The following is a 12,171-nucleotide window of genomic DNA, read 5'->3' as shown; positions in this document are numbered from 1 at the left end:
GTAGGTGGTTTCCCATGGTGGGAAGTCGTGCGGGAGGTAGCGCCAGGGGATCCCGGTGCGATCCACGTACAGGATCGCTTCCATGATCCGACGCAACTCGTGTTCGGGTGGGCGTCCGAATTCCATTCCGTTGCCCCGGCGTTCGGCTCGCCAGGCCGTCAAGGTGGGTTCGAGCAACTTCCAACGGGCGTCGCACGGATCACTGGGATAGCGCCGATGTCCGGTCATGTCGTTGATGGCGCCGGGCTTCCCGTTCATCCAAGGCGTGAATGGGGGCGGACGGGCGCGTCCCGGGATTGGACAGGAGTGAACGTGGCGAAACGGGCAGGCGTGGATCACCTCAAGCCGCGCCCGTCACACAAGACGTCCACCGACCCAATCACGTGGACCACTCCAGCACTTCGAAAGCCGCAACACGGCTTCCTTTTGGGCAAAACGCTCTTTTGGGCCGTCTCTTTCGGATCACTCACACGGGCGTGCGATAGGTTGCCCGCCATGACTGACCTCGGACCCGGCGCCTGGCCACCTGCCCCGATAAGGACCGAACGGCTCGTGCTCCGCGAGTCCGAGGCCCGAGACCGTGCGGTGTTCATCGAACTGTTCGCGTCGCCGGAGGTGGGCACCTACATCGGTGGCCCTCGACCACGTGATGAGCTCGAACGCGCAGTGCCTGAGGTGCCCGGCCGGCGCCCTGGCCTCTTCGTGATCGATCTCGACGGGGCGATGATCGGCATGATCACGCTCGATCAGCGCGACGCAGAGCGTCAGGTTCGCGTCCGTCCGGATGGCGGGGAGGCCGAGCTCGGTTACCTGTTCCTGCCGGAGGCGTGGGGATGCGGGTACGCCGCCGAGGCGTGCGCAGCGGCACTCGACTGGTTCGCCGTTGCGCTTCCCGGCGAGCCGGTGGTGCTCACCGTCCAGACCGCCAACGACCGCGCGATGCGCCTCGCGGCGAAGCTGGGGTTCACCGAGGTGAAGCGGTTCGAGGAGTACGGCGCCGAGCAATGGTTCGGCGTGTGGTCCTCGGTCACGCCGTCCGGTTGAGCTACTAGTAGGCACCCGACGTCCGTCGATGGTCACGCCTATGGCAGTCGAAACGATCACAGTCTCAGCGGGCGGCCCGGCGTTCGTCGGCGTCGAAGCGGGTGAGGGCGCGTGCTCCCGGCTCGAGCGCGCGGGCCAGGGCGCGAAGGTCCGCGTCGGGCAGGCCACCCAACGCGTCGGCGATCTCCTGTGCCGCGTCGCAGGTGATCTCCTCCACCACTGCGTCGGCGGGGGCACGTGGCCCGAGCTTGCTCACCGCCGAAGCCGCGCGGGTGGGAGTGAGCAGAGCCGCCGCCTGGACCAGGAGCCACCCGGGCACGCCGGCCGCGCCCTCGGGTGGCGCGAGGTACGGGCGGGAACCGGCGAAGCGCTCGTCCTCGGCGAAACCGTCCTGCTTGACCTTGGCCACCGGGCGGGCACAGGGGGCCTTCGTCCCGGCGTCGCTGCGCTCCCACCAGTCCCCGGCGGGCTTGAGTACGTACCCCTCGGCGAGGTTGCCCACGAGTGCGGGCAGCCCGAACAGGCCCGGAACCAGGCTCGGATACGCGCGCGGCAACTGCTGAAGCGAGTTGAGCGATCCGTGCGCGAGAGTCGGTACGCAGTGCAGCCCGGCACCGGCCGCGGCAGCGCGCAGAGCACGGTCGGAGATCCAGCAACGCCCGTTCTCGGTCTCGACCGTCGTGTCGAACAGCAACCAGGTCAGGTTCGGTGTGTACCAGACGCCGGTCTGCACCGGTTCGACCGCGGAATCCGCGGGAACATCAGGGTGCGGGTAGTGTCCGCCGGCCAGTTCACCGTAGATGGTCACCACGGCCGTATCGCCCGACCCACTGCGCAGCGCGGTGGCGAATCGTGCGGCGGCCACGGACAACCCCGGCCAGATCCTGCTGACGCCGAAGAAGTCGTCGAGCAGGTCGTCGGACAGCAGTTCGCGCCGCTTCGCGGGCCGGATGCCAAGGCCGTCGCACACCACCGCGAAGTGCGCCCCGTGCACTTTCTCCTGGGCGAGCCACTCCCGACCCCCGGTCATCCCGAGCTGTGCCTTCGCGGAGATCTTGGGGTAAGGATTCCAAACGGAACCGTGGGACGCGGCCTCGGGCATGTCGAAATCCTCTTACGTACGCCCGATCGCGGACAACGGGTTTTCCGGGCGGCGGCGGTGCGGCGAGCAGTACCGGGTGCGTGCGACGATCCCACCGATGGCGTCGCGCACGTGGCCGATCGACCGTCGCTCTGCACCGCATCTCCGCCGAGAACGCCGCCGGCGACCCGGGCGCGTCTTGCGGGACAACGCGGCCAGGGAATCGGCCATGGCGCCGCACGACTCTCTCTCTCGCAACCGCACGACCGCTCCAGAGTGACATCCACCCCACGTGATCGGTAGACGACACCACCCGCCCACGACCCGGCGAACACGACCAACTGGAACGAAGAGGACGAGCTCACCTCGGTTGCCTCCGCCGGCAGCCCGAGCGAGTACCTCTGCGACGCCGACGGCACCCGCATCGTCCGCCGCCAGGCCGGCAAGACCACGCTCTACCTCGGCGGGGACGAACTCACCACCAATACGGAGGAAGAGGAGCAGTCTTCGGCCACGAGAAGTCGGACGCCATCACGTTCACCGAGCAGGATCTGGATACCTCTTGCCGCTACGTCCACCGCGGGCGTGCCCGCTCGGGCCGGATCCGGCGCCGCGACGGGGTGGACGCCGCCGGGATGCACACCTTCGACGGCGCACCCGCGATACTGTTCCGGCCCCGCGCGAACCGACGCGACTGCTGCGAGGGGCGCGCCGGTCCCGGTGCCGACCGCAGGCGACGACACCACCGCCGACGACGTCGTGACCTGCCTGAACAGGCGAGGTGTCCCGGTGGTCCGTCTCGACCCCGGAGTGGACTTCCCCACACCCGTGCTCTTCGACGCCACCCTCGACACCGCCACGGGCACGTGGACCGCCGTCCACGGCCCGGGTGCCCTCCTCGACGCCCTGTACGTCAACCACCGCCACCACCAACAGCTCGCGGACTCGGCACAACACCACCTCCACGAACAGGCGCACGGCCCGCGATACCCCACCCCGACCGGATCGCACGAGCGTTGCCCGAGCGGTGGTCACCACGGATGGCACTGCCGGGCTCGGCTCGGCGAGCGCCTGCCGAAAACTCCCAACATTCTGGGATTTCGCTGTACCGACCCCTGCCGCGAGGATGCCGGAGGGCGCGCCGGCGAACTCGCGGCCGCCGCCGAACCGGCATTCAACCAACCACGGACAAGGAACAACTTCCTCATGGCATTACGACGATTGGCCATCTCTGTGGCAGCCGCCGCGGCAACGGTTCCGCTGCTCCTGGTCGCCACCGCAACGCAGGCGAACGCCGCCGACAACGCGCCGGACCAGGCTCAGCAGAGCCAGAGCACGTGTCTGTGGTGGTACAACGTCAACTCCCAGGTGGGTGGCGTTCCCTTCGCCCTCACCCAGCTGAAGATCTGTCTGAACTCGGTGCATCCGAACGTGGTCGTGCCCAACGGGCCGATCGCCCTCCCGCCCGGCGGGATCCTCGTACCCACCACGCCGATCGACGCCGACCACCCGCTGCGGCCGGTCGTCCACGGCTGACCGAACACCGAAGCATCGCCCTGCGGGCCGAAAGCGCCCGTGGGGCGGCGCACCCCGATCGCCCCGCCCGACACGACGTCGGCGACGAGACGGATGCCCACAACACGCGCTTCGCGCACGCCGATTGGTCGCGTCGGCGTGGCATCCACATCCGTGTGGAGACGGTTGCCGGCCTCCGGTCCCGCCCCGGCACCGGAGGCCATCGCCCGGCTCCCGGAGGGATCCCGATCCCGCCCGTGTCCTGTGGTGTCCGCAGTCGGGTTGTGGTTTCCTCTTGTCGAGCTGGGCTTTGTCCGGCTGATCGCGGGATTCACGGCTGTCACGGGGGACCAAACTGCTGCCGTGATCTGCCCGAGAGCGCCGACACATGCGTGGTCCGGCTGTCGTGGGGATGCACATTCCTGTGTCGGTCGGCCCGGCCGAGGGATGTGCTTGCGGGTATGAGCGCAAAGCCGTCTCCACTGCCTGTGTCTTCGCTCCCGGACGAGCCCCGCCGTCCGCCGCTGCCGCGCAAGCGTCGTCATCCGCGTCGGTGTCCGGAGACCGCCGTGGACGTTGTCGTCGAGCCCGGACGTCCACACCCGCGACCCGTCGGCCGGCGAGTACGCGGCCAGGCGCCCGTCGTAGTGGACGTTCAATTCACCCTTGTTCGACTTGACCCGGCGGTCCCCGGGTGCGACAGGGGCGGGCGACAAGCAGGCCGTCGACGACCACGGCGGCCGGGACAGGCCGGGCGGCGAACAATGGACGATGGTACGCGTTGAACGCGCCGACCAGCAGATCGTGGTCTGCCGCAGCCGTGGGGATCGTCGTCCGGACGCGTCCCTCGCCGTCCAGGACGAGTACGGCGCGGGTGCCGCGCTCGGCCCACTCGTCGACCCACAACACCACCGGATCGACCGACAAGACCGCGAAGTCCGCCTGTCCGTCGACCACCGGAAGTTCCGCGGAGGCACGGACGCGCCCGTCGGCCGCGTCACGACAAGCGCCCGCGTAGCCTCGCGCGAGCAGTCCGTCACAGCACGACAGTTCCCGCCTCAGCCGCCACGTGGGCGGCCTCGCAACCGCGTCCCGTGCCGACCCGCCGCATCGCCGTGCCGTCTGCCACCGACAGACCACGCCGGCCGTCGCCGTCACGCGGCACGGCGACGTGGTCGACAAGCGCTACCGATACCGGCGCCGGCAGTCCCATGTCCGAATCCGCATCCACGTCCGGCAGGCTGTGCCGGCGAGTCCACTGGACCACGCCGAACGACACGTCCGGCGCCGATACCGCGTCACACCCCCGGCCCCCAGAGCCGGAGGCCGTGCGGCATGACACTGCGGCCGCTGCTCGGCAGCATCGCGGCGTGCGAACAGGCCGCGGCCCTCTGGGCGGGGTACTTCGTGCGCGGATCGACGACCTTTCCGCGCACCTGCGCGAGACGGAGCGGAACTGGAGCAGTTGCAGATCACCCGCAAGACCGTCATCGCGCCGGCGGACGGGCTCGACGAGGAGCCCGTCACCCGGCCCGCAGCGCCCGACAACCCGGCCTACCAGCACATCCTCACCGTCTTCGCCGCCCGCGGCGGGCCATTGCGCGCCCGCGACGTGTGCGAGGCCCCGGACCGCGGCGTCCAACCGAAGCACATCGGGGGCATGCGCTCGAAGCCCAAGCGGCTGGTGAAACGTGGCATCCTCACCGAGGCCGGCCCCCGCCCGTTCCTCCAAACCCGGCCGTAGCCCTCCTCGGAACACACGACCGGCCTGCCTCACATTTGCGTATTCTCCACCTCCGGTCGTCGAACCACCTCGCATCTCGATGCGGCTGCGGTCCGGTCGCCGGCGTGCTCGTGGGAGGGCCTATTCGCTGCGGCTCCGGCGACAGCGGCTGCGCCGTTCACACTGTGGGGGGACGGCGCTCGGCCGGACGAGTGAGCGAACGCCTCTCGGACTGCTCTGCGACGAGCCGGTGTTCGAGAATCGATCCCGCCGCCAACCGGGCGGCAGGCAAGTCCGCCGCGGCTCCGCCGCACAACCGGCTCGCCCACGTTGTCCGAGGAGTTCCCAGGCATGCGATTTCGTAGTGTCGCGGTGGCAGCCGCTGCCCTGACCGTGGTTGCCGCTCTCGTCCAACCCGCCCAAGCCGCCCCGCTGATGGACGGCGTCCATCGGTTCCCGGCACTCAGCGACGGAAAGTGTCTGGTCTGGCCCAAGACCGGCGGCAGCGTCGGTAATGTCTCCCTCGGCGCCTGCACGGACACCGCGTCCACCTCGGCGAACTGGCAGGTCCGCCGGCGCCCCAACGGGACGATGGAGATCTCCACCCAAGGATCCGCTCGGCGCGCATGCCTGCGCGTTACAGACTCCTACCATGTGGTCGTCAGCGACAACTGCGATGACATTTACGCGGCGTGGACCGTCTCCATCGGCTCTGACGGCCCGGGAAGCCCTGTGTATGCGGACATCGAGCACACGCCCGGCGACCACTCCGCGTCCTGGGGAAGTCTGATCGACGACCCCGGCGTCACGGGCCGTCTCGTGGTGCGGCGGGTTCCCGTCACCTCCCACTACTGGACGGTGGAACAGGTCGGCTGACGAGCTTGTGCATGGTCGGTGGTGCAGCGTCGCACCATGATCGCGCGGTGGGGAACCGACGCGTGCAGCGGTCGTCAACGGTCGGCGGATGACAGGTCTGTCAGCCGAGGTGATCCCGGAACTCGTCGCCGAGCAAAACCGCAGCACGAGAGGCGTCAAGGGCGCCGGGCTTGGCGACTGCGGCGGCGCGCGGTCGGTTTCCGTGCCAAGCGTCGGCGTGACGCGGCCCCCGGACGGCGACCGACAGCGGGTCGGCAGCTCCCGTAATACTCGACGCTGCCGAGGACGTCAGCCTACGCCTCGTGCCTGCGGTGCGGACCATGAACAGTCCCCAGCCGGCGGTCCAAGAAGGCTCAAGCGGGCGATCGGAATCCGAGCACCTGCGCAAGACCGCGAGGCGTCGGCCGGGTGCGGTTTCCGTGCGCGACGAGCGGAATCCCGGTTCGGTTGCGCGGCCGTGCCGGCGACGCGCCGGTCGCCGGCAACCGGATGCGGGCCCGCCTTGGTCGGCACGCCGGATGAACCCCTTGCCCGCGAGAAAGCAGCCCACGGCCGTCTCAACGGTCGAAGGTCGAGATCAGGCGGTTGCCGGCCGCTTGTGCAGCAGCAGTCCTGGGGACGACGAGCGCGTGTGCCCACCGGCGATCGCCGGCCAGGGCGTCCTGTTCCGCGCGCCGGTCCCTCCCGCTCCAGCACGCGCGCCGTCGTCTGGAAAGTGGGAGATCGGTTGCCGCCCCGGACAGGCTCTGTCCTGTGCGGTGTCCAGGTACAGCGTGTACGCGTCCTCTCCGTCCGCCTTCGGGCTCGGGACTCGCGGCGTTGTCGTCGACTCCTCGGGCAGGCCCTTTGGCTTGCAGGAAGCGTTCCAGGAGCTGCCGGATCTCGGTGTCGGCGGTCGCCTCGAAGACGAACTACGGCCTCGTGTAGGCCCGTTGGGCGGGGACAGTGCGATGCGGGTGAACTTCTGTACTCCCTGTCGCGACCAAGGATCGATCGGGTTCCACCGCGGTCCGGCGCCGGGAGCGGGAGCCGAGTCGTGCACGACTCGACCGTACCTGCCCGGCGCCGGGCTCGGGCGCGTGGTCGACGATGGAACGTCTCGGACGCGCTGTCGACGTGTGCTGCGGCTCGTCGATCCGCTGGTTCCATCGCGCGCCCGCGACGACGACTTCGCGCAGGCTCGTTTCCGGCAGGCCGACGGTGGATGTGACCTCGACTCCGCGGCTTCGGTCTTCGCGTGTCGCGCCGCTCGGCCGGGCCGGATCGGCCGGCGGCGGCGCGACCGGTTGTGTGTCGGACACCGGGGTGGCCGTCAGGTTGCCCGCCGACGCAGCCTGCTGCCCACCACGGCGACACCGCCGAACACGACGAGCGCACCGCCGGCGAGGGTCATCGGCACGGACGAGGCGGCTCCGGTGCGCGCGAGTCGGGCGTCCACGGGAGGATTGGTCGACACGGCCGAAGGCGTGGCCGAGGCGGGGGCCGTCGGGGGAGTACTGCTCGTGGCGGTGGGCTTGGTGGTCGTGGTCGGCTTGCCGGTCGTCGTGGGCTTTGCGGTGGGCTTGGTGGTTGGCTTCGACGTTCCCCCCGATACCGGCGCGATGACGAAGTCGGCGCCCGCCGTCGGACCCTCGCCACGGCCCAACCAGACCGACATCGAACCCTTGATCAGGTCGGCGGGCAGTGACTCCGACACCTTGAGCGAGAGGTGGTAGACGATCCGACCGCCGTTGGTGCCGGGGTTGGGCACCGGTATCTCGCCGCGCGTGGACGGGTCGGTCCCGGGATGAAGCGGGATGTCAAGGCGCACCCCACCGGCCGCACGCGCGGCCGACAGGGTGAGGTACTTACCGACAGACCGGTTCAGCTTGGCGTCGAACATGCTGATGGCGAGCCGAACCGGGATGCCGCCGGTGAACGTCTTGGAATTGTTGACGATCGTCAGGGTGGCCTTCGCCGTGGACCCGCGCTTGACGGTGCCCACCATCGTGAGGCTCAGCGAGATGTCCTTCATCCACGGCTCCTGGACCACCACCGGCGGCGCAGTCGTGGCGGTGACCGGCACGGCAGCCCGTGCCGGGGACATGCCCGGAAGCATCGGCACGGCAAGCGCGAGCAACAGCGCAACCGACGCGCCGACAGTGACCTTTTGTGTAGAACGGGTGAAAGATGACAAGTTCATGACGGTCTCCCAAAACGAGCCAAGGGGGTGAGTGTGAAAAATCGAAACAGGACCTGCCGCCGCGAATTCGCGGGGCCGGCGTCCAAAGGGAAACCAAGCGAAACGTGATGATCGGAGAGTTCGAAGCCCGGATGATTCCGCACTTGCCGCTCTCAAACCTCAAGACGTCACACGAGTGGGGTGGTTGCGTCGCGTGGGAAAAAATCCTCATGAAGTCTCCACCGCGACCCGAAACCCGAGCCGGCACACAGGGACGCTCTTCGGCAACCGCCCGTGGGCGGGACGCGGCACACAACCCCTCTGCCACTACGCGTCGTTCGGCACCGGAACAACGCGACTCGACCTGCGAACAGCCGCGTCGCGCCACTTCCCGGCCACTCCGTCAAACGCAGACCTCGGCCGCGCTTCGGCCTCGAAGCCGCGTCGTCTCCGCTGCCGGTGTCTTCGGGGCCGGGCACGTCCCGCACGCCGTCGTCGTCCGCTGCCGCCGCGGCACAAGCGTCGTCGGCCGCGTCCCCGTCTTGCGACCGGGCCCTGACGTGCCGGTGGGTGATGTCCTGTCTTCTCGCTCTGGACGAGGCCGGGCCTTCGGAGACGGTCCATGTGCGGATCACCGCGGTCGCGGCCGGGGTGGTGCCGCGCACCGTGTGGCGTCGGCCGGCGATCGCGTGCGAGTCCGGACGCGCGGAACCCGCCCGGCGTCTGTCTTTCACCGTCACGGACGCGTTGTGGGCGCACCTGTCGGACCCTGGGCCCGAACGTGACGAGCAGGACACGCCGACCGGCGACGCTCTGCCGTAACTCCAAGGCGTCCGCGTGTTCACGCGCGGCGGCCATCTTCGCGCTCCAGGTACCGGTCGCCGACCTGAAGTTGCCCATGATCTCGGACGTCCGCAGTGCCTACGCGCATGTTTGGGCGCTTTTGACGCCAACTCGAAAAGTCGCCGATGGGCTCTTTATGAAGAAACGCAGGGTCGATCGCCCTTCAACGACGGCGTGAAGCACCGTCGTCCCGTCCGCGGCTGCGAGACCCTGGCGAGAACCCGACAGGGGGCAATGGCTGATTCGCCCACGCTCAACGCGCCCTCGGATGGGGGAACGCGGGCTTGGAGGGTCCGACCTCGCAGAGGGGATCGAACAGAATAGGGTGGCCTCGCCCCTGGGGCGGCGATCGTTGTGAACAGCTTCCTCAGTGCTATGACCCTAGGAATCAGCAAACATGATCGAATTGTCGGCTTTCCTTTCCGGTAACCCATACCCTGGGCGTGGAGTCCTCTGCGCCCGGACGCTCTCCGGCGAGACCGTCGGCGGATACTTCCTCACCGGGCGGAGTGCGGCATCGCGTGACCGCGCGCTCTGGCTCGACGGTGACGAGCTGCTGGTCGGACCGACCGGAGCGGTCGGGCACGACCCACTTCGCCACTATGCGGCCGCGACCATGACGTCCGAGTGGTTGGTGCTTGGGAACGGTGAGCAGGTCGGCCACGTGGCCACCCGCCTGCGCGCAGGGGTGGCGCCCACCGAGGCTCTCGGCGGGTTGGAGTATGAGCCGGATCCGCCGATCCGGACCTCGAGGATCACCATGCTGCTTGGCCGCGAGGGCGGGACCGCCGTGCTGGGCGCAGCCCGTCCGAGTGCCGGTTCCAGGCTCACCACGAACGTCATGACGCTTACTGTGCGGGACCTCGAGCCCGGTGAGGGCGTGCTGCTGACCACGTACTGCTCCGACGGAGTGGAGGTTTCGGTCGCGGCGCCCTTCGACGAGGTCTTGATCACCGCCCAGGACGGACCGCAACTGCTCGACCATATGTGGTCCGCGCTGAATCCCGACTACCGTGTTGCCGCAGTGGTCATTGATCCAGCCAAGGGTCCTGGTTCGATGGTCAAGGTATCCACCTGAGCCTGGTTTGCGGCATCCGTCTTGGGTCGACTCACGGAGTTGACCCAAGGTCTGGGATTTCCCGGACTTGGCCCTGGATCCGAGGCGGCCCACCTCGTCGACGGGGCGCCTGTACGACCTTGCTCTTGCCGGACAGGCGAACCGTCGGCATCGCTGCCGACCTTGCCGCCACCAAGCCCGAGATCATTGCGTGACGCCCCGCGAACGGGATCTCCTCGACTGTGCGAGCCGACGCGCCAGCGGTTCTCGTCTGCTCCGTCCCGGCTATTTTGAAAGATCTCGTCAATCGATCATGTGTTGACCATTGGATTTGCAGAATCCGGGATTTTGGATCTTGGCTGTGTGGTCTGGGTTTTGCTGTGTTGCTCGGCTTTGTCTGGCCTGTGGCCTGTGGCTTTGCAGGATCTGGGACGGATGGTCGGTTCCGTCGGGAAAACCCGTGGACGGAGGCTGGGGTCGTCTCGAGGATGCTGATCTTGATGTGATGCGGTGGTCACCTGCGGTCGGTCCTTCTCGCGTCGGCTGCCGGTGCTCGGGTTGTCTCGTCTTGTTGGGGTTGTGGGGTTGTGGGGTTGTGGGGTTGGTGGGTTGGGTTGGCCTGTGGTGTCTGCGGGTTGGTTGAGGCGGTGTTCCGGGCTTGGTGGGTTTGTCGGGTGGTGTGTTCGGTCGTTGGTGCTGGTTGTGGATGTGTGCGCTTGCTCCGTTTTGGCGGACACCGTCGTTGTGGTGGTCAGGCCGCGAGTGCGGCCTCGTATTCGACGGGTGTGCGGTAGCCGAGGCTGCTGTGGAGCCTGCGGATGTTGTACCGGGCCTCGATGTACTTGAATACGTCGGCGCGTGCGGCGGCCCGTGTCGGCCGGGGCGGCCTTGCTCCCAGGTCGTTCTTGAGGGTGGCGAAGAACGACTCGGCGGGTGCGTTGTCCCAGCACTGGCCGGTGCGTCCGACCGACAGACGGATGCCGAACTCGGTTGCGATCAGGGCGAATTCGTGGCTGGTGTATTGGCAGCCGCGATCCGAGTGGAAGATCGTTCCGGTGTCGGGGCGCTGCCTGCGGACGGCGTCGCGCAGAGCGTCGGCGACCAACTCGGTGCGCAGGTGGTCGGCGGTGGCCCAGCCGACGACCTTGCGGGTGGCGATGTCGATGACGGTGGCGAGGAACAGCCGGCCCTGATCGGTGGGCAGGTAGGTGATGTCGCCGCACCAGCGCGTCATCGGTGCCGGGCCGGGCGTGAAGTCGCGCCCGACCAGGTCGGGGCGGAGCCGGGCGTGCGGGTCCGGGACGGTGGTGCGCTTTCCGTGTCGGCGATGGCGGCCGACGAGGCCTGCGGCGCGCATCAGCCGCGCGACGCGGCGGCGCCCGACCCGGGCGCCGCCGCGGATCAGCACCGCGTGCACGCGCGGGGCTCCGTAGCTGCCGCGCGAGGCACGGTGGGCATCGGTGATCCGCTCGGTCAATTCCGCGTCCCCAACGGCGCGGGGCGAGGGGGCCGCAGTGCGGCGGTGATAGTAGGCGGCACGCGAGACCTGCAGCGGTTCACACACGCGTTTGACGCTGTGACCTGCGGTTTTCTCCGCCTCGATGAACGGGTGCACCGTCACCGGGTCTCCCTCGCGAAGAAAGCCGTGGCCCGCTTGAGAACTTCCAGGTCCTGACGCAGCCGGGTGTTCTCCCGCCGCAACCGCGTGAGTTCCTCCCGCTCGGACGAGGTCGTCCCGTTGCGTTCGCCCGCGTCGACCTCTGCCTGTTTCACCCAGTCGCGCACCGCGGTCTCGGTCAGGTCGAAGTCCTTCGCGACCTGCCCGACCGACCTGTCGCCCTGCCTGCACAACGCGACGATCTCGGTTTTGA

13 protein-coding genes are annotated in these 12,171 nt (G+C 68.7%); 6 read left to right on the top strand and 7 right to left on the bottom strand.

Features of this window, described 5'->3' with window-relative positions; genetic code table 11:
* On the bottom strand, positions 1 to 228 hold a 228-nt coding region (locus tag ABZ374_RS47160), incomplete at its 3' end, for a transposase (RefSeq protein ID WP_360324631.1).
* A 267-nt stretch (positions 229 to 495) separates the two neighbouring features.
* Here ABZ374_RS47160 and ABZ374_RS47155 point away from each other — a divergent pair.
* Complete coding sequence (locus ABZ374_RS47155) at positions 496 to 1,044, top strand: GNAT family N-acetyltransferase (RefSeq protein ID WP_360324629.1); 549 nt, start codon at positions 496 to 498, stop codon at positions 1,042 to 1,044.
* 64 nt (positions 1,045 to 1,108) lie between these two features.
* On the opposite strand, the gene ABZ374_RS47150 is transcribed toward ABZ374_RS47155, so the two are convergent.
* Positions 1,109 to 2,146, bottom strand: coding sequence for an RNA ligase family protein (locus ABZ374_RS47150; protein ID WP_360324626.1), 1,038 nt, complete (start codon positions 2,144 to 2,146; stop codon positions 1,109 to 1,111).
* Positions 2,147 to 2,914: 768 nt separating this feature from the next.
* On the opposite strand from ABZ374_RS47150, the gene ABZ374_RS47145 reads away from it, so the two are divergent.
* Positions 2,915 to 3,661 (top strand): hypothetical protein, encoded by a 747-nt coding sequence (locus ABZ374_RS47145; protein ID WP_360324623.1) that lies wholly within the window; start codon positions 2,915 to 2,917, stop codon positions 3,659 to 3,661.
* A gap of 639 nt (positions 3,662 to 4,300) precedes the next feature.
* Here ABZ374_RS47145 and ABZ374_RS47140 read toward each other — a convergent pair.
* On the bottom strand, positions 4,301 to 4,597 hold the full coding sequence (locus ABZ374_RS47140; protein ID WP_360324621.1) for a hypothetical protein: 297 nt from the start codon (positions 4,595 to 4,597) through the stop codon (positions 4,301 to 4,303).
* Between the two features lie 79 nt (positions 4,598 to 4,676).
* Positions 4,677 to 4,919, bottom strand: coding sequence for a hypothetical protein (locus ABZ374_RS47135; protein WP_360324619.1), 243 nt, complete (start codon positions 4,917 to 4,919; stop codon positions 4,677 to 4,679).
* 186 nt (positions 4,920 to 5,105) lie between these two features.
* Between ABZ374_RS47135 and ABZ374_RS47130 the strand changes: the two genes are divergently transcribed.
* On the top strand, positions 5,106 to 5,384 hold the full coding sequence (locus ABZ374_RS47130; protein WP_360324617.1) for a hypothetical protein: 279 nt from the start codon (positions 5,106 to 5,108) through the stop codon (positions 5,382 to 5,384).
* A 330-nt stretch (positions 5,385 to 5,714) separates the two neighbouring features.
* Complete coding sequence (locus ABZ374_RS47125; protein ID WP_360324615.1) at positions 5,715 to 6,239, top strand: hypothetical protein; 525 nt, start codon at positions 5,715 to 5,717, stop codon at positions 6,237 to 6,239.
* 1,312 nt (positions 6,240 to 7,551) lie between these two features.
* Here the strand turns inward: ABZ374_RS47125 and ABZ374_RS47120 are convergent.
* Entirely contained in the window at positions 7,552 to 8,421 is an 870-nt protein-coding gene (locus ABZ374_RS47120) for a hypothetical protein (RefSeq protein ID WP_360324613.1), read from the bottom strand.
* Positions 8,422 to 8,973: 552 nt separating this feature from the next.
* Here ABZ374_RS47120 and ABZ374_RS47115 point away from each other — a divergent pair.
* Both ABZ374_RS47115 and ABZ374_RS47110 read left to right on the top strand, forming a co-directional pair.
* Entirely contained in the window at positions 8,974 to 9,222 is a 249-nt protein-coding gene (locus ABZ374_RS47115) for a hypothetical protein (protein WP_360324610.1), read from the top strand.
* A gap of 418 nt (positions 9,223 to 9,640) precedes the next feature.
* Positions 9,641 to 10,321 (top strand): IMP cyclohydrolase, encoded by a 681-nt coding sequence (locus ABZ374_RS47110; protein WP_360324608.1) that lies wholly within the window; start codon positions 9,641 to 9,643, stop codon positions 10,319 to 10,321.
* Positions 10,322 to 11,051: 730 nt separating this feature from the next.
* Here the strand turns inward: ABZ374_RS47110 and ABZ374_RS47105 are convergent.
* On the bottom strand, positions 11,052 to 11,921 hold the full coding sequence (locus ABZ374_RS47105) for an IS3 family transposase (RefSeq protein WP_360324605.1): 870 nt from the start codon (positions 11,919 to 11,921) through the stop codon (positions 11,052 to 11,054).
* Positions 11,918 to 12,171: transposase (locus ABZ374_RS47100; RefSeq protein WP_360324603.1), on the bottom strand; the 254-nt coding region annotated here is incomplete at its 5' end. The genes ABZ374_RS47100 and ABZ374_RS47105, both read right to left, overlap by 4 nt.

The sequence above is a fragment of the Embleya sp. NPDC005971 genome (assembly GCF_040629175.1).
Taxonomy (GTDB): Bacteria; Actinomycetota; Actinomycetes; order Streptomycetales; family Streptomycetaceae; genus Embleya.
The sequence above is the reverse complement of the archived record's forward strand: the minus strand, read 5'-3'. Positions and strand labels throughout refer to the sequence as shown.